We start from the raw sequence: 17971 nt of genomic DNA, 5'->3' as shown, positions 1-17971 counted from the left end.
AGCATTGCAGAAGTAGCTTATGCAGTTGGATTCAACGATCCTTCTTATTTCACCAAGAGTTTCCACAAGCAATACGGGCAGACGCCTTCCGAATATACTGCCGCAGTGATCTCTTAATATTCTAAACATGTCAACGATGTAAGGGAAAAAATTAATCCTTGCTCATTAATTGTTAAAGCCTTTCAAACACAGTGTTTGAAAGGCTTTTTGCTTTCATTCTTTCTTCACCTATTCATTCATTTTTAAAGTAAAGTTCAAACCCAGTAAATACACGCATCGTATATATTCTAATAAATTTATTAGGTTAACCTAATTTTTATTTTTTATTGATTTAAAATTACCTATCTTTGAAATCAATAACAAAGCAAGCTATCCAACTTAAAGCTTATGAAAACAATTTTTACGACCCTATATATTAGTTTGAATATTGTCTGTTCTGTTTTTGGACAGGAAAAAACAAGCATATCTGGCACAATTGACACAGCAGGAGAACCAATCCCTTTTGCCAATGTGGAAATCCTTGGGGCCAAGCAAGGGACATCTGCTAATGAAGAAGGTTATTTTCTACTTCAGAACCTGAAAGCAGGAACTTACGAGCTACGCGCCAGCAGTGTTGGCTACGAAGCGCTGGTAAAACAAATCAACCTAAAAACCGGACAAAATCTAACGGTTAATTTTAGCCTCCATGAAAGTGCAGATGCATTGGATGAGGTAGTCGTAACAGGTACGTTAAAGGAAGTTAATAGGCTGGAAAGCGCTGTACCCGTAGAAGTATATAATCCTACCTTCTTCAAAAAGAATCCTACACCTACTGTCTACGATGCTTTGCAGAATGTCAATGGCGTACGCCCTCAGCTCAACTGTAATGTGTGTAATACTGGTGATATTCATATCAATGGACTGGAAGGTCCTTACACCATGATTCTGATTGATGGCATGCCTATCGTCAGTGGTTTGGCGAGTGTGTATGGGCTTTTCGGAATTCCTAATTCCATGATTCGCCGTATTGAAATTGTAAAAGGACCAGCCTCCTCCCTCTATGGTTCCGAGGCTGTCGGTGGATTGATCAACATTATTACCAAAGATCCTCAGAACGCTCCTCCGCTTTCGGTAGATGTAATGTCAACCTCTTGGCAGGAGTATAATATTGACCTTGGGCACAGACTAAAAGTAGGAGATAAAGTATCGGTACTTACCGGACTCAACTATTTCAATTACAATAATTCTGTAGATCATAATGAGGATGGTTTTACGGATGTCACGCTGCAGGACAGAATCTCCGTTTTCCAGAAGTGGAATTTTAAACGTAAAGATAACCGTCTTTTTTCACTGGCTGGTCGCTATATGTATGAAGACCGCTGGGGTGGAGAAATGAACTGGACTCCTGAGTACAGAGGTGGCGATGAAGTATATGGTGAGAGCATTTACACCAAGCGGTGGGAGCTGATCGGTAACTATCAATTGCCCATTCAGGAAAAGATGCTACTGGCGTTTTCATATAATTCTCATGATCAAAACTCTTACTATGGCGATGTACCCTATATGGCCGATCAGAAAATTGCTTTTGGTCAGCTGACCTGGGATAAAAACTTAAACAGCCACGATCTTCTGTTCGGTTCTGCCCTTCGCTATACCTATTATGATGATAATACACCCGCTACCGCCGATGAAGATGGAAACCTTCCCGATGAAACCTGGCTACCCGGCCTGTTTGTACAGGATGATATTTCCCTTACCGACAGACAGCGTTTGTTGTTAGGTATGCGTTACGATTATAATTCCAACCATGGAAGCATATTTACCCCGCGACTAGCCTACAAGCTTAGCCTGGATGACAACAATATTCTCCGACTGAACGCCGGAACAGGCTTTAGGGTAGTTAATCTGTTTACCGAAGAACATGCCGCCCTCACCGGATCAAGGGAGGTAATAATCGCTGAAGCGCTGGACCCTGAACAGAGTTATCATATTAATCTAAACTACATCAAAAAGATGTATCTCAAAGATGGCTCATACATCGGGCTGGATGCTACAGCCTGGCATACCTATTTTACCAATCAGATTTTGCCGGACTATGATACCGATCCTAACCAGATTATCTATCGCAATCTGGATGCTTACGCGGTAACACAGGGAGTGTCCGTAAATCTGGATACCGAGTTTGCCAACGGCATCAATGTGCTGGCAGGCGGTAGCTTTATGAATGTATTCTTTGCCGAAGAAAATGGTGAAGGTGAATTAGAAAAACGCAGACCCGTGTTAACCGAACGATGGACCGGTACCTGGGCAGTATCATATACCATTGACAAACTCAACCTGGGCATAGATTATACCGGAAACCTTTACGGACCCATGCGCCTGCCTTTGCTCAGTGATTTGGATCCGCGCGATGAGATGTCACCATGGTGGAGTCTGCAAAACATACAGCTAAGCTGGACACAGCCGGGAGGCTCCTGGGAAATCTACGGAGGTGTAAAAAATCTACTAAACTTTACTCCTCCCGCTAATAGTATCGCACGCCCTGATGATCCTTTTGACAGAGAAGTAACTTTCGGCGAGAACGGACAGGTGATTCCTACACCTAATAATCCTTATGCCCTCTCTTTTGATCCGGCTTATGTGTACGCGCCTAACCAGGGCATCAGGGGATTCTTGGGAGTCAGATATGTAATTCAATAAAAATATGATACGGATTTTAGTTTGTTCGTTATGGGTTTGGTTTGGAAGCACTCAGCTTGGCTATGGTCAGGCTGGGTCTGCTCTTTCTTTTCAGCAGTTAGATAGCCTGCAGCAAATTGAGAAAAAGCCTGTGCTGGTATTTATTCATACCGACTGGTGTAAGTATTGCCAGAATATGAAACACACCACTTTTCAGGATAAGACGGTACAGGCCTGGCTGGATAGTGCTTTCTACTTTGTAAGCCTGGATGCGGAGAGCACGCAGGATATCAGACTGCAAGGGCGGACTTTTCATTATCGCCCTACCGGCAATGGTACAGGGCAGCACGAACTGGCTCAGGTGTTGGGCAATGTGGAGGGTAAACTCACCTTCCCTACTCTTTGCTTTCTCAACGAAGATTATGAAATCATCTATCAGCAGGTGGGCTTTGTGAGCGCAAAACAACTTAAAGCGTACTTTAAAATCTTATTTGCCGAAAAAGAAGAAGAAGCTTACCCAGAACACAAATAGAAGCGCATAAAACCTTTGAACTTATACATTTATGCAGTAGTTTAGAATTATATTTAGGCAAGTCAAATTATTAAATTAAAATTTGCTAAATAAAAAGAGTGAGTTTAACTAAAACAGTAATGTGGTCCGCTGAGGAAATTGTAGTTACAAATCAGACTTTCTAAACTTTCTACAACAATCACCGGAGAGCAAGCAGTATGAGACATTTACTATGGATATTTTTGGCCGCCTTCATCATCAGCTGTAGCAGCCCTTCAGCAGAAGATAGCCAAAACAAATTATATGTAGTTGCCACCACCGGTATGATTGCCGATGCAGCAGCTAATATTGTAGGAGATTCGGCAGTAGTAGAAGGGCTAATGGGTCCGGGCGTAGACCCTCACCTCTACAAAGCTACCCGCAGCGATCTCAGCAAATTACGTAAAGCAGATATTATTTTGTACAACGGTATCCATCTGGAAGGTAAGATGGGAGAAGTGCTGGAAAAGCTATCTACCCAAAAGCCGGTATTTGCCGTAGCGGACGGCATTGATCAGCAAAGACTGATAGCGCTGGAAGAGAATGTATATGACCCTCACATCTGGTTTGATGTTTCTCTCTGGAATGAAGCAGTAGCTTATATGGGCGAAAAACTTGTAGAAGTAGACACTGCCAATGCCTCCTACTACAAAAGGAATACTGAGGCTTATACCAAAGAATTGGCTGATCTGCATCAGTGGACCAGAAATGAGATCGCATCAATACCACAGACAAGCAGAGTACTCATCACGGCTCATGATGCTTTCAATTATTTTGGCCAGGCTTATGACATTGAAGTGAGAGGCCTGCAGGGCATATCCACCATTTCGGAGTTTGGCCTGAAAGACATCTCAGCATTGGTAGACTTTATTACCGAGCGAGGTATCAAAGCGGTATTTGTGGAATCTTCTGTACCTACCAAATCCCTGGAATCAGTAGTTTCAGGAGCCAGAGAAAGAGGTCATGAGGTGAGCATAGGCGGCACACTTTATTCCGACGCTCTAGGAGAAAAAGGAACAGACGCAGGCACCTATATGGGTACCGTAAGGGCAAATGTGAATACCATCGTAGAATCATTAAAATAGAAACCTATGGCACAGCCGATACTGGAATTGCATAACCTGACAGTGACTTACCAGAACAAGCCTGCTGTGTGGAATGTAGATTACGAAATTCCTGAAAAGCAGATGGTAGGCATCATCGGCCCTAATGGCTCGGGCAAAACCACCATGATCAAAGCGATTATGGGCTTAGTAGCACCCAGCAGCGGGTATGTCAAGATATTTGGTCAGCCGCTGGATAAGGTGAGGGGACGAATTGCCTACGTCCCGCAGCGAAATTCGGTAGACTGGGACTTTCCGGTAAGTGTACTGGACACCGTATTGATGGGCCGCTACAATCCTAAAAACCTGTTCAGAAGAACCACCAAAGAAGACAAAGCTATCGCACTCGAGTGTCTTGAAAAAGTGGGCATGGAGAAGTTTGTCAATCGGCAGATTTCCCAGCTTTCCGGAGGGCAACAGCAGCGCGTGTTTATTGCCCGTGCGCTGGCACTGCAAGCCGACTTGTATCTGCTGGATGAACCTATGGCCGGTGTGGATGCCGCTACCGAAGATACCATCATCAGTCTGCTGAGGGAAATGAGAGACGAAGGTAAAACCATCATCGTAGTGCACCACGACTTGCAGACCGCACACCGTTATTATGACTGGCTGATCATGATGAATACCCGACTGATCGCCTCCGGTAAGACGAAAGAAGTATTTACCGAAACTACGCTTACAGAGACCTACGGTGGACGTCTGAACATTCTTACGGAGATCGGTGAAATTCTCAGGCAGCATCAACATCCGGTACGGGAAAAAGAATAGACGATGGACTTTATAAGCCCTTTACAAGACCCGAATGTACGCTGGGTGATCATTGCGGTAACGCTGATCTGCACCAGTGCTTCCGTGGTAGGCTGCTTTACCTTTCTTCGGAAAAGAGCCCTGATCGGAGATGCCATCGCCCATGCCATCCTTCCCGGTATCTGCCTGGCCTTCATGATCGCTCAGACTAAAAACCCTTTGATTCTGCTGGTAGGAGCGTTCATAAGCGGCTGGTTAGGGGTATTGCTGATTGACGTGATTGTGGAGCGCTCCAAGCTCAAAACTGACGCTGCCCTGGGGCTGGTACTTTCTGTATTTTACGGCATTGGTATACTGCTGCTGACCATCATTCAGAGTAGCGGTAATGCTGCCCAATCGGGGCTGGATAAGTTTTTGTTTGGCAAAGCCGCTGCCATGGACCAGCAGGATGTAGTGGTGTTTACGATTTTCAGTGCGATACTGCTGGTTATTGTGATTGCCCTGTTCAACACTTTCAAACTCATCTCTTTTGACCGTGATTTTGCGTTAGTCAAAGGTTTTCCGGTCAGGAGGCTGGAATTTTTACTCTCGGTACTTACAGTTCTGGCCATTGCCATCGGCATACAGGCAGTAGGTGTAGTACTTATGGCGGCTTTTCTGATCACTCCGGCAGCCGCGGCCCGCTACTGGACCAATAAACTGGGCATCATGGTGATACTGGCGGTACTATTCTCAGTAGCTTCCGGTCTGCTGGGTACTTATGTCTCTTACGAAATTCCTCGCATGCCTACCGGCCCCTGGATAGTAACGGTTTTAACTTTATTCACCTTCATTTCTGTGCTGCTGGGGAGGCGCAAAGGAGTTTTGTATAACATACTACAGAGGCGAAACAACGAACGCAAGATGTTGCGGGAAAACATCTTGAAGTGTCTGTATCATCTGGGTGAAGATGATGGAGGCTTTAGCAGTATGCGCAGCTTTGATGAAATACAGCAGAAAAGAGGCTTTACTCCTACTAATCTCCAGAAAGGTCTTAAAAAGTTAAAACGCAGGAAGTTGGTTAAGTTACATGATCAACAGGCCGGACTGACTGACAAAGGCATAGAAGTGGGTGCCAGAATCACCAAGATTCACCGCCTCTGGGAGCTTTACCTTACCCAGTATATGCAGCTTCCGGCCGATCATGTGCATGAGGATGCGGAAGCCATTGAGCACATTATTACGCCTGAACTGGAACAGGAATTGGAAAGTCAGCTGGCTTATCCATTGGTAGACCCTCACGACAGGCCGATCACTTATAACCCTAATCAAGATGGATGATTTCTGGATCATACTCACCGGTGCGCTGGTTGCAACAAGCTGTGCCATACTGGGCTGCTTTCTGCTGCTCAGAAAGATGACGATGGTCGGTGATGCCATTTCACATGCAGTACTACCCGGCATCGTGCTGGCTTATCTGGTGGCACAAACCCGCGCGTCATTGCCTATGTTGATCGGCGCAGCCCTGTTCGGTGTGCTGACTACCGTACTGATAGAAGTGCTGCACAAAAACGGCAAGCTTCAGGTAGATGCTGCTATTGGCGTTTCATTTACCTGGCTGTTTGCCATCGGCGTCATCCTGATTACCTTTTTTGCCGACAAAGTAGATCTGGATCAGGAATGTGTGTTGTACGGAGAAATTGCCTATGTTCCGCTGGATGTGTGGATCAGTAATAATGGCAGCAACCTGGGACCGATCAGCGTATGGCTGATGGGCGCTAACCTGTTGATCGTGCTGGCTTTTGTACTTATTGGCTACAAAGGTCTACTGATCACCAGCTTTGATCCCATGCTGGCAGCCACAGTAGGAATTTCTACGGCTTTCTGGCATTATGCCTTAATGAGCGCGGTCTCACTGACCACCGTACTTTCTTTTGAGTCGGTAGGCGCCATTCTGGTGGTAGCTTTTCTGATTGGCCCGGCAGCCACTGCTTATCTGCTCACTGAAAATCTTAAGAAGATGTTATTCATTGCTGTAGGTGCAGGTATTATAGCGGCAATAGGTGGCTACATATTAGCTGTAGCGGTAGATGGTTCTATCGCCGGAGCGATGGCAGCCTGCATCGGACTGGAATTTATGCTGGCTTTTCTCTTTGCTCCCCAGGGAGGCTTACTGACTGCGAAAAAGTCATTTGTAAAAAAAGACAAACAAGCCGTAGACCTGGATTTCCATTGATAACTTCAGGAGAAATTACGAGAGAATATAAATTACAACGCTACTAGCTATGTTGCTTATCTATTTTTATAGGCTTTTTAATGCAATGGAACTCACTTCCAAATCAACTTAATTGGATACTGATCAAAAACCTCATCTTTACTCAAGACTATTAATTTTTCTGCAATTCCCTGTGAGATAATAAGTCTATCAAAGGGATCTCTATGATAGTACTCAAGCTTTAACAGTATTTGTAAATGTTCAAATTCTACAGGCAAAACCTTTATGTCATTATCAAACAAGAAGTCAGAAATTTTATCAAAGTCAGACTGAAGGGCTAGTTTGCCTAAACTTGTTTTTATGGCAATTTCCCAAATACTTGCTATGCTCAAAAAGCACTCATTTTGCGTATCGGCAATTAACTTTTTAACTTTTTCAGGCAATTCTCTATCCCCATTGATAAACCAAATAAATGGATGAGTATCTAAAAGTAATTGCATCACATATAATCTTTAAAATCATCTAAAGGCTCATCAAAATCCTCTGACATTTTGAAAAAACCTTTAGCATAGCCAAATTTCCGTTCTTTCTTTTCAGATTTAGCATGAGATTTTGTCTCCAGAAACTCAACAAAGTCAGCTACCTGCTTTTTTAGGTCTTCTGGTAATGAAATAATCTTGTTATACAACTGAACATCTGACATACCTACTTTTTTATTAAAGATACGAAATCATATTGTATTCGTTTTCTAGGTTGTAAGTCTAATTGAGTTGAAGATTTCATACATAAAGACCATATTTTTTATTTCTCATTCTATACAGAACAACATTTGCGGGAGAAGACCTTTGATGGTCAATCGTGTTGATGCCATTAAGAAGTTTATGCTTCAAGAGACCGCTTTACTACATCTGATAATCTGGCAGGGCTTACCTGAGAAAGTTGGATGGATTGACAGCCATTAAAAATGGCGAACTGCTTTATCGCTTCCACCAAAGGTTTCAACCATAGTTCTATTTCCTCCTGTCTCCTTTCTATGTGCAGGTGAATAAGCTCAAGCTGATTGTTTTTGCGATGTGCTTTGCAATCTATTCGTCCGATAAATTCATCGCAAAACAATATGGGTAAGCAAAAATAGCCATACTGCCTTTTTGCTTGCGGCACATAACACTCCAGTCGGAAATCATAATCAAAAAGCTGTACCAATCGCTCCCGGTGAATCACCGCATTATCAAAGGGAGATAACAATCTGATGCCGGGAGATGGCCTTTTGATTGGGTTTTCAAGTAGTTCGCTCAGTGCATACATCGTCGGCATGCCATCCAAACGTATCTCCTGCACTGTCTTTTCTTCCAGCATACTTTGCAGCACAAGTTCTGTATTTTTTCGCAGCGCCTTCCCCTTTCTTAAATGGGTAATTTGTTTGACTGTACTCACCCCATACGCTCGCAAATTGGTTTTGACCAAATATTCGGAAAACTCCCAGTCACTGGGCTCAGTGGTATCGGTAGTTTCGGGTAGTACCCTTTCTGTCAGGTCATATATTTTTTCCATACCGCTACGACCACATATCATCAAGTCTCCCTGCATAAAGAGTTTTTCCAGTGCAATTTTGGTAGGCTTCCAGTTCCACCAGCTTCCCGGCTTTTTAGGAGAAGAGGTAAAGTCTCTCGCTTTCTGCGGACCATCAATACGAATTTTATCCATCACATCACGCAACACTTTGGGGTCAGCCTTCCTGTAATAAGGGGCTTCTCCTCGTTTGTACTGCAGCATCTGAGGTAAGGCATAGCGATAATCCTTCATAGGTAAATATGAGGCGGCATGAAACCAGTATTCAAATGCCTTACCTTCTTCTACCAACTGCGCCAGATATTCCGGCTGATAGTCGGGCAGCCTTGCCCAGAGAGTATGATGATGGGCACGCTCCACGACCGAGAGTGTATCAATTTGTACATAGCCCAGCCGTTCCAAAGCGGAGAGCACCGCCTGCTTACCTTTTCCAAAGGGATATTTTGTCGTCAGTCCCTGGCTTTGCAGGGTGGCGCGCTGAAGTTGTTTGAGCATCAAATCTTTCTTTATGCTAAAATACAGGTAGCAGACTTATATACAACAAGTGGAGAGATTTAAGGGAACGAGATAGTATGGAGGCTTAGTAAAGGTTAGACTGATTTTTTACAGAATGTATCATTGAAAGAAGGAAAAATAAGCTGTTCAGTCATCCCGCAGTGGCGACTGCCGTTAGGGATCTTATACGTTGTGAAAGTCACTGATTTATATAGCTTGATAAGATTCCTCCGCCCTTGGCTACGGAATGACAATTAGCATTTTGCAATAATTCTTTCTTTCTATTTCATAAAATATAATCAGAATAACTTCTAAGAGGCAGGAATTAATTGCTCTATTATTTATATAAGCTCAATTTCAATGTCAAAGTAACCTGGAACACAAACTTCATTATTACAGGACATGAATTCAATTTCGCCAATGAGTGTAACTTTGTCATTGTTCACCTTTTTTATTTTTTGCACAAACACTGCTTTGTCTTTGAAATATTTGACCTCCATTTTGAAGAACTCCTCATAAGCATCATATCCTTTTTCTTCCGTTACCTTTCCGATCTGGATGAATTTTGTTGATTCTTCCAAATTGAAGCTAGTTGGATTAGGTCCATTGGGTTTGATAAACTGAGAATACAAATGCCAGCCATTATCAATTTTTGCAGTATACACTATTTCATATTCTTTGTCATTTAGCTTTTTACTTTCAATGGTCCATTTGACTGGCTCCAAAATTTGAGCACTTGAAGAAATTGTCACGAACATCATAACAGAGAAAAAGAAGATGTTTTTAAAAGGTAATTGTTGCCTTTTTAATATCACTTTCATAAACTCAGATTTAAGTTGGTACGATACATTTTTTTTAATGTTAGTTAACCGCACGGCTAGCCATCAGACCAGGAGCTTGTTTGCGATTTGTGATTCATCATGGCCACTTGGAGCATCAAAAAGATCTGACTCAAATTTTATACCTGATTGTGGATAGCAAATGTTAGAGGCTTTTTATATCATCTCCCTTTCAGAATTCAAAACTTTTGGTAAAGCATCTTTCCAATCAGTAATAAAGAACTTATCTATGATAGTGTTATTTACATCTATCACATAGCAGACTCTTGAACAGTAGGTTTTTCTGAACTGATTATAGAGATTTCTATTAGGGGCATCTTCCATTTCAATATGGATACCTTCATTATTATCTACTTCTGGCATCCCCGAATCAATATGGATAATATGTGCCTTGTTCCCATATTGCTTTTCAATTTCATAGTAAGCAGTTAATGATCCCATGTCACCACCACATTCACATGAGTTAGCAATTAGCATAGGTTTATCATGCATATTGGCACTTATAATTGTATCTCCGGCAGTAGTAATGGCCGTAAAATCAGGTGCCTTGATTCCTATTTGAGTTTCGGTTTTAGTGCTGAAGTCTTCCTCCTTGATTAAGGTAATATAATCACCATACTTTGAGACCTTATGGATCTGGTAGTACGCATCATTTAAGCGCACAAATTCATTGGGATAAAGAATGTCTCTCAGATAGACCGAGTCTTTTCCGACCGAGTCTTTTCTGACCGAGTCTTGTTTTAATAAAACCAATGTAGGTTGCCGATAGTCATAAGTAAAGGAGGCTTGGAAGTCAGCGGTGCCTAATTGATAGAATTGATTATTCAGATAGAAATCAGCTGTTACATATTCCGCAACCCCCAGGAAAAGCATGGGATTTGAACCCAAGGTTCCGACCTTAACCCAGGTAGAGTCTTCAATTATTTTTTCACCGTTATACCGGTAAAATACTGATTTTATCAGGTTTTCGTTGGAACGCCAGTTCATCGGCTGATAGATACGAACGGTATCATCGGTTAAGTCCTGATTGTTATTTTCATCTAATACGAATACCTGAACAGAATCACGCACCCCAGTAATGATGTCAATTATGTTTTGTTCCTCGCTGGGCAGTTGAGTAGTATCTAAAGTATTAGCTGAAATAGCCTCTATAATAAAAGGGGGTAATTCAAGTCCTTCATCATTCCTGTGTCGTCTGTACCAGGCAACGTCACCATCTACAATCTTGGTAGCGTGCTTAATATCAATCAAGTTGTTAGGTAATTTTAGAGGATACGTAAGCTTACTGATCTCATTGAATTGTAGAGGACTGAAAGTTCTTTCAAATTTACCAGTCCCCTTATGTAGTGTGGTAGCAATGAGCAAGGTATCCTGATCGGAAGAAAAGTGTGGAAATTTATCTGTAGGCTGAGAGCAACCGAAAAAAGCGGTGAGTAGCAGAATTAAGGCTATTGTATGGAAATGTTTTATCATGGTATGTAGTTTGAATTGCCCCTAACAGCGAGTTAGAGCCTATGTGTGACTACCTCTTCCTCCTTCATATCAGCTTGAAGTAACTCACTTTCAATATAGATAAAATATCTTTTCAAGTAATATAAATCAGAGAGGGGTGCTGCTATTCATCCCTTAGTGTTCTCTGTCCCAGTGAACCTGCGCGTAACACTGAGGAGGATTAAAAGCCTTACTTTTTGCGCAAAACCTACCTCCTATATTGACTACTGCTTGCTTTGGTCTGCGGATTAAATATGTCTGAGGAGAGATTTCCTTACATTTCGCTCCTCTGCAAAACTGTTTGTGCAGGCCGGCAAAAAGACTTATTGGCGTCAATGATTGATTGTGTAGCTGGTGCACAAAGACTTAAACCGTTGAATAAATCATTTTGCAGTACTACACAATGACATCTGCCTGGTCAAATATTACATTGCAGCACCAAAATATCAGTTCTGACCAGGCAGGAAAGACTGTGCAACGCTGCCCCTTGCCCTTTCAAAGTCTACACCTGTTCGGTTTTTCTTACATAGCCAATACATATGCTATACCACTCACTCAGTGTCACCCGCAGGTCCATTGGGGCAGTGCTACTGGGACAGCTCCACTGGGGCAGCTCCACTGGGGCAGCTCCACTGGGGCAGCTCCACTGGGGCAGCTCCACTGGGGCAGCTCCACTGGGGCAGAGGACGCTGAGGTATACAGGTGACGCTGAGGAGGTATAGCTGAGGAAATTTTTCCGTTTTCATATCATCAAATTAAATCCTCCAAAGTGTGAATTAAAATAATAGTTGAGTACCAGTCGTGCTTCTGTATCTGTTGCTATGCTAAGCATGTATGCCTTTCCCCTGGGTTTGAACTTGAACTGGAGTTTTGGCAATTCTTCCTCCTTTTCTGACTCCTGCTCTTCTAAATACTGAACAGCGTCTAAACGAACAATCGCGTCACCTTTGTTTGATCCTGGCTCGGCAGTAGGGCAATAAAACAGAGTCTCTTTTCTAAATTCTTCACAGAGTAAGCTTTGCTTGTAAAGGGAGTCCCATATTACATGATATACCGCAACTGCACTCTGATTATTCTCATAATGTGCGTGTACAGATACATCTTTTAGTTCAATATGTATGATCCCTTTGGATTTTTCCAAAATGACCCCGTTTAACTTTTCAGGATTCATATGAAAATTCTCTACATGAATAGTATGCATATTTTCTGTGCGGTAATCGTTGATTTCATCAACTTAAAAAGTAATAATATATCATTTAAATATTACATAAGATTTACATATCTTTCATTTTTTTGATTTGATTCCTAAAGGCCGTACTACACCCTATGCATAATGTTGATCAATTACCTACTGAGTTTAGCTATTATTGACAGAGCAGAATTTGTAAAGCAGCATGGGCTATATTTAGCTTTTCATAAAGATGGCAGATATCTTCAAAAGCTATACTACCTTTTTGATCACTACATAGAAATAAGATTTGATTCTCAGGAAGACATGAAAGTTGAGTCTATAGATATCTTCAAGGACACCAAAAAGCTGCACCCCTACCTGAGCAATATCAATATCGCTTTCTAACCCCCATCAGTATCTCCCGCTTAATACTACCCCAGTGGAACTCTCCTAAAAGATGCTGAAGGATTTACAGCCTATGCATAGACTTGAAAGCTCAAGCATTCCACTCACTCATTGTCACCCGCAATAGAATTGTCATAAAGGACACTGAGGTCTGTGCTTGACGCTCAGCGTCCCTTACAGGTGACGCTGAGGAAGTGTAGTATAATTTGTTCAGGGTGGCAGATCTTATAAGGTACTTCTACTTCAACTGCTTGACCAGCACGTGCTCGGCTACTTTGTGGCTGACCTGTATTTCTTCATCATGAATTTTCAGCTTCACGCTGCCGTCAAACACTTCTTTCTCCAGCACGTGCAGAGTATCTCCTATGCGCAGACGTATCTTGTCCAGGTATTGCAGCAGAGCCGCCTGATCGCTGGCTACCGAGACAAAAGTGATGCTTTGTCCGGGGGAGATTTCTGATAGCGGAAGGGTAATGGCCTCCGGCAATACGCCATCCTTGGAGGGAATAGGATCACCATGCGGATCAAACTCAGGATTGCCCAAAAAATCATCCAGCTTATTGATGAGTAGTTCGGAATGTACGTGCTCCAACTGATCGGCAATGACATGCACTTCTTCCCAACCAAACTTCAGCTTCTCCACGAGAAAGACTTCCCAGATGCGGTGCTTGCGTACCACCTGCAATACCACCCGCTTTCCTTTGTCGGTCAAGGTAACGCCATGAGACTTTTTATAGTTGATCAGTTTTTTCTCCGATAGTTTTCTCAACATATCCGTTACCGAGGCTGGCTTATTGGAGAGATGCTCCGCCAAAGTAGAGGTGCCTACTTTTTCATCCTCCTGCCCGGTGAAATGATATATTGCTTTCAGATAATCTTCTTCCGTCTTTGAATACATGCCTGATGTTTTGATAGGGCAAAGATAATCAAATCAGAAAGACTAGTGAGCAGCGCTTATATTTATTTGGCAGTACCGGCAGACTAAGCTTCCGGTTTGTGCAGGGCACCCCGTGCCGCCAGAGCCCGGTCTCACAAACCGGGGCTGAGATGAAACTGTGAAAGCGTGGGCGACAGGATTATTCCGGTAATACGAGAAAAGTGCGGGCTTCCTTGATGCTGCTTTCCATTTGCGTTTTTACATGCTCTATGGCGGCTTTCTGCTCCTGCTGCACCTGGATAAGATTGGTAGTATCGCTGAGCCGGGCAGTTTCAGCATCTGCGGATGGCTCCTTCTCTACCTCAGGTACCTGCTTAACGTTGCGCATCCACTGCATCATGGCTTCATCGGCCTCTTCCAGTTTTTGCACGATTTCCTGCATGTGCTGAAGTGAGTCTGTGTTTATCTCCTCTCCCTTCTGTTGCAGCCCCTCAATGCGCTCATTCAATAAACTTTTTAAACGCATGATCTCATCCATACGCGGCATCACTTCATCATGCACCGCTATGGCTTCCTGGTAAATCTCCTGGGCCCGAGCATACTTCTCATCGGTTTCGGAAGAAGAAGGCTGGCAGCTCATGATGAGCAGGTTTATTATGATGAGATAAGTAATCTGTTTCATGGTAATAGCTAGTATGGCAAGTGCTTTTAAGGTTGTATATAACAGTTCAATAGAATGATAATAAAATCTCATGAGATATGATTATTCAACAGCGGTAATCTCAAACATATGGGCAGCATAATTATCAGCTACACTTTGGGAAAAAGGATCATGCATGACCACCGGATACTCCGCAAAACTCACCGCATTAGGCCCGGCAAAGATAGCCGCTACATCGGCTTCAATCGCTAAGCTTTGCGTACTGTTATTTTCCAGGTTCAGGGTGGAAAGACCAAGCTGGCTAAGGCTGAATTTCAGTACCCGGTAATTTGGGTCACCGCCGATATGGTAAACAAAAGCATCATTCATATTATCTTCTGACTCACCAAACTGCCCTTCCATCAACAGAAATTTATAGCCGGTATTCCAGTCCCAGGCCATCTCATTGCTGGGGTCCAGCGCCCCTACTTTGTCGGTAGAGGTATTGGCGGCATTGTCTACGCCGATGGCAAATTCCACTTCATTGTACGCTCCGGCAGGGATGTTGTCTATCTGAATCTGAAAAGCTTCTCCCTCTACAGGACGCACCAGATGATAGCTGTATGGCTCCAGGTAAAACGCTCCGGTAGAAGTATTCCTGAGCTTGATATTGCTGAGGTAATACTTAAAATCCTGCACTACGAAGCTTTCTCCGGAAGCGTTGGTATAAGTCTGGGTATTGAACAATAACTGCTCACCATTTACCAGGTGGCTAAGGTCAAGGGTAAGTATAGCCCCTTGCACCATATCGTCAGGAGCTTCTTCCTGGCAACTGCTTAAGCCCAGCAACAGCAGGAAAGAGGTGATGATGTTGATATACTTCATCTTGATAAAATTTGAATGTGTAATAGGTAAACGAATCTGTCAGACATTTCATTTTAAAGCTGCTGAATATATAGCTTAACGGTTTAGGCAAGCTGCTACACTTCACGCGCTTAAAGGTTGACAAATCGTAAAGGGAAGAATGCACGCTATGCGCGGGGAGGGTGGAAAAACAGCTCAGTTACTGAGGTTGCGTGCAGATTTTCCTGGAAAGTAGAAAAAATAATGCTGGGCGCTTCAGGCGTCAGGAAGATATTTTCCCAATAGGAAGACGTATAGAAGACCGCAAAAATACCGTGCGACATCTGGTTCTGTTCCTGCTGGTCTTCTGCCTTTTTGAGTTTATCTTTAAGAAAGCAGATACCACGGCAAACGCTGATCTCTTTTTCTCTTTCTATACAAAGAAACTCGGCAATATAGTCCCTGTTCAGCTCAAAGCTCAGCTGCACCACACTCAATGACATCGCATTGAGGACTACAATCCAGATCAGACCTAATGACAGGAATCTTCGCATGGTCGTAAATGTAGAGGAGACAGGACATATTTGCAATATCTTAGTGGCTTCACTCCCCAAAAACAACCCCCTTAATGCCTGGCAGACATCAAGGGCTTTCATCAAATAATAATTGAGTCTCTGTATCTGAATCTAAACTTTCGTTGATCAACAAATTTCGGCAATCTACTTTCTTTGCTTATTCAGCTTGTGCTTTCTCATCTTCGTAAAGATAACGATCCTGCTGATTGACAGGCATTTCTATGGCTTCTTCTGTGGTCTTCCCACCTATTCGTTCTGCCCATTGATCATATTTGGAAATCATGGCTGAAACGCGCTCGGGGTACTGAGCAGACAGATCATTCATCTCCGAGCGGTCCTGGGAGAGATCGTATAATTCCCACCCTCTTCCCCTTTCGCCTACCAGTTTCCAGTCGCCCTCCCGGATGGCTCTGCTGCCCCGGTATTCCCAGAACATGGGTTTCTCTCTGCTGAGTGAATTGCCTTCAAAAATCGGCAGCAGGCTCATACCTTCCGGCGGCAGTAAGTTTCGTCCCTGATAGCCTTGCGGATACGTAGTTCCTGCCACTTCTATCAAGGTAGGCATAATATCTACAATCTGCCCCGGGCTATCTGAAAAAGTATTGGCTTCTACTTTCTCCGGCCAGCGGATAATCATCGGACTGGAAATGCCCCCTTCATGTATCCATTGTTTATACTTACGGAAAGGAGTGTTGGAAGCCTGCGCCCATTCGGTATCATAGGTTCTGGCAGATTCTTCCGGTCCCGGTGCCACATTAGGGGTGCGGTTGGCATCATAAGGGCAGCCTCCGTTATCCGACATAAACATCACCAGCGTATTCTCAGCAATGCCCAGTTTATCCAGTTGGTCAAGGAGCAAGCCAATCTGCTGATCCAGGCGGTCAATCATGCCCGCATAGGTAGCCATCAAGAGCTGTTCTTCTTCCTTTTGCGCCGGACTCAGGCTCGCCCATGCCGGGGCAATGCTATCCCGGGGAGTCAGTGCCCAGTCAGCATGCACAATGCCCATTTCCTGCATTCGCTGGTATCTGGCAGTTCTCAGACTATCCCACCCTATATCGTATATTCCTTCGTATTTTTGAATATACTCATCATGTACCTGCAGTGGATAATGTGGAGCATTATAGGCCAGATACAGAAAGAATGGATGTTCGTTCTGAGAAGCCTGGCTTACTTCTTCTATGGCATATTCGGTAAAGGCATCAGTCGCATAAAAGTCTTCCGGAGCTTCATATTCCACCGTGTCTTTGCGCATATAATTAACGCCTGAGCCATAGTCAAGGCCGGTGAAAAAATCGATAGCTCCGCATAAGAAACCAAAGTAATGATCAAACCCACGTTGGTTAGGCGTATCTCTTTCTTCCTGCCAGTGACCCAGATGCCACTTTCCACTTAATATCGTCTGGTAGCCGCCTTCTCTCAGTACTTCCGCAAGGGTAACGTTATTATCTGTACGATTGAGGTTATCGGTCTGCTGATGATACAGGCCGGTGAGTAAGGTAGCACGAGTTTCGGTACATTTGGCAGTATTGTAAAACTGTGTCATCCGCATGCCTTCGGCCGCCAGACGGTCCAGATTAGGCGTATTGATTTCCGAGCCATAGCAGCCCAGATCAGAATATCCCATATCATCAGCCATAATGAGGATAATATTGGGCTTTTCAGAAGCAGTTGTGGCTGTTGCTTCTTCTTTAAGAGAGGAACATCCGCTCCATATGAGTAGGCTAAACGAAAGAAAATAGGCTAGAGACAGGCGTTGCATAGTAATAGGTTTTCATACTAAACTAAAGGTACTCCATGTCATCAAAACATAA

At 43.5% G+C, this 17971-nt stretch carries 20 protein-coding genes; 9 read left to right on the top strand and 11 right to left on the bottom strand.

The genetic code is table 11. The annotated features are described in order from the left end of the window. The first annotated feature begins 3 nt into the window (after positions 1 to 3). The 7 genes from WJR50_RS34220 to WJR50_RS19550 all read left to right on the top strand — a co-directional run bounded on the left by WJR50_RS34220 (position 4) and on the right by WJR50_RS19550 (position 7273). Entirely contained in the window at positions 4 to 117 is a 114-nt protein-coding gene (locus WJR50_RS34220; RefSeq protein WP_445223479.1) for a helix-turn-helix domain-containing protein, read from the top strand. 270 nt (positions 118 to 387) lie between these two features. Further along, on the top strand, positions 388 to 2679 hold the full coding sequence (locus tag WJR50_RS19575; RefSeq protein WP_341295006.1) for a TonB-dependent receptor: 2292 nt from the start codon (positions 388 to 390) through the stop codon (positions 2677 to 2679). A 4-nt stretch (positions 2680 to 2683) separates the two neighbouring features. Continuing rightward, positions 2684 to 3190 (top strand): thioredoxin family protein, encoded by a 507-nt coding sequence (locus WJR50_RS19570; protein ID WP_341295005.1) that lies wholly within the window; start codon positions 2684 to 2686, stop codon positions 3188 to 3190. A gap of 197 nt (positions 3191 to 3387) precedes the next feature. Further along, on the top strand, positions 3388 to 4293 hold the full coding sequence (locus WJR50_RS19565; RefSeq protein ID WP_341295004.1) for a metal ABC transporter solute-binding protein, Zn/Mn family: 906 nt from the start codon (positions 3388 to 3390) through the stop codon (positions 4291 to 4293). A gap of 6 nt (positions 4294 to 4299) precedes the next feature. After that, the gene (locus WJR50_RS19560; protein WP_341295003.1) at positions 4300 to 5079 is read left to right on the top strand and encodes a metal ABC transporter ATP-binding protein; all 780 of its coding nucleotides are present in this window, start codon (positions 4300 to 4302) and stop codon (positions 5077 to 5079) included. Between the two features lie 3 nt (positions 5080 to 5082). Beyond that, positions 5083 to 6378, top strand: a complete 1296-nt coding sequence (locus tag WJR50_RS19555; RefSeq protein ID WP_341295002.1) for a metal ABC transporter permease — start codon at positions 5083 to 5085, stop codon at positions 6376 to 6378. Next, the gene (locus WJR50_RS19550; protein WP_341295001.1) at positions 6371 to 7273 is read left to right on the top strand and encodes a metal ABC transporter permease; all 903 of its coding nucleotides are present in this window, start codon (positions 6371 to 6373) and stop codon (positions 7271 to 7273) included. Before WJR50_RS19555 ends, WJR50_RS19550 begins: the two co-directional genes overlap by 8 nt. Before the next feature lie 92 nt (positions 7274 to 7365). Here the strand turns inward: WJR50_RS19550 and WJR50_RS19545 are convergent, their stop codons facing one another. The 5 genes from WJR50_RS19545 to WJR50_RS19525 all read right to left on the bottom strand — a co-directional run bounded on the left by WJR50_RS19545 (position 7366) and on the right by WJR50_RS19525 (position 11628). After that, positions 7366 to 7752 (bottom strand): type II toxin-antitoxin system VapC family toxin, encoded by a 387-nt coding sequence (locus WJR50_RS19545; protein WP_341295000.1) that lies wholly within the window; start codon positions 7750 to 7752, stop codon positions 7366 to 7368. Continuing rightward, positions 7752 to 7955, bottom strand: a complete 204-nt coding sequence (gene vapB / locus WJR50_RS19540) for a type II toxin-antitoxin system VapB family antitoxin (protein ID WP_341294999.1) — start codon at positions 7953 to 7955, stop codon at positions 7752 to 7754. The genes WJR50_RS19545 and vapB overlap by 1 nt, the downstream gene beginning before the upstream one ends. 176 nt (positions 7956 to 8131) lie before the next feature. After that, on the bottom strand, positions 8132 to 9316 hold the full coding sequence (locus WJR50_RS19535) for a winged helix-turn-helix domain-containing protein (RefSeq protein WP_341294998.1): 1185 nt from the start codon (positions 9314 to 9316) through the stop codon (positions 8132 to 8134). 341 nt (positions 9317 to 9657) lie between these two features. Beyond that, a complete protein-coding gene (locus WJR50_RS19530; RefSeq protein ID WP_341294997.1) occupies positions 9658 to 10137 on the bottom strand; it encodes a protein-disulfide reductase DsbD domain-containing protein in 480 nt (159 codons plus the stop codon). 174 nt (positions 10138 to 10311) lie between these two features. Then, on the bottom strand, positions 10312 to 11628 hold the full coding sequence (locus tag WJR50_RS19525; protein WP_341294996.1) for a hypothetical protein: 1317 nt from the start codon (positions 11626 to 11628) through the stop codon (positions 10312 to 10314). A gap of 557 nt (positions 11629 to 12185) precedes the next feature. On the opposite strand from WJR50_RS19525, the gene WJR50_RS19520 reads away from it, so the two are divergent. After that, a complete protein-coding gene (locus WJR50_RS19520; protein WP_341294995.1) occupies positions 12186 to 12368 on the top strand; it encodes a hypothetical protein in 183 nt (60 codons plus the stop codon). 20 nt (positions 12369 to 12388) lie between these two features. Here the strand turns inward: WJR50_RS19520 and WJR50_RS19515 are convergent, their stop codons facing one another. Continuing rightward, positions 12389 to 12847: a hypothetical protein gene (locus WJR50_RS19515; protein WP_341294994.1), complete on the bottom strand. Its 459-nt coding sequence runs from the start codon at positions 12845 to 12847 to the stop codon at positions 12389 to 12391. A 132-nt stretch (positions 12848 to 12979) separates the two neighbouring features. Here WJR50_RS19515 and WJR50_RS19510 point away from each other — a divergent pair, with 132 nt between their 5' ends. Next, entirely contained in the window at positions 12980 to 13222 is a 243-nt protein-coding gene (locus WJR50_RS19510) for a hypothetical protein (RefSeq protein WP_341294993.1), read from the top strand. Between the two features lie 238 nt (positions 13223 to 13460). On the opposite strand, the gene WJR50_RS19505 is transcribed toward WJR50_RS19510, so the two are convergent. The 5 genes from WJR50_RS19505 to WJR50_RS19485 all read right to left on the bottom strand — a co-directional run bounded on the left by WJR50_RS19505 (position 13461) and on the right by WJR50_RS19485 (position 17919). Then, positions 13461 to 14120: a metal-dependent transcriptional regulator gene (locus WJR50_RS19505; protein WP_341294992.1), complete on the bottom strand. Its 660-nt coding sequence runs from the start codon at positions 14118 to 14120 to the stop codon at positions 13461 to 13463. Between the two features lie 178 nt (positions 14121 to 14298). Further along, positions 14299 to 14781, bottom strand: a complete 483-nt coding sequence (locus tag WJR50_RS19500) for a hypothetical protein (RefSeq protein ID WP_341294991.1) — start codon at positions 14779 to 14781, stop codon at positions 14299 to 14301. Positions 14782 to 14862: 81 nt separating this feature from the next. Further along, complete coding sequence (locus tag WJR50_RS19495; RefSeq protein WP_341294990.1) at positions 14863 to 15624, bottom strand: MbnP family protein; 762 nt, start codon at positions 15622 to 15624, stop codon at positions 14863 to 14865. 146 nt (positions 15625 to 15770) lie between these two features. Beyond that, positions 15771 to 16238 (bottom strand): hypothetical protein, encoded by a 468-nt coding sequence (locus WJR50_RS19490; protein ID WP_341294989.1) that lies wholly within the window; start codon positions 16236 to 16238, stop codon positions 15771 to 15773. Between the two features lie 76 nt (positions 16239 to 16314). Continuing rightward, positions 16315 to 17919, bottom strand: coding sequence for an arylsulfatase (locus WJR50_RS19485; RefSeq protein ID WP_341294988.1), 1605 nt, complete (start codon positions 17917 to 17919; stop codon positions 16315 to 16317). Between the last annotated feature and the right edge of the window lie 52 nt (positions 17920 to 17971).

It is taken from the genome of Catalinimonas locisalis (genome assembly GCF_038039535.1).
Lineage (GTDB): Bacteria > Bacteroidota > Bacteroidia > Cytophagales > Cyclobacteriaceae > Catalinimonas.
This window is presented reverse-complemented; position numbering and strand designations above follow the sequence as displayed.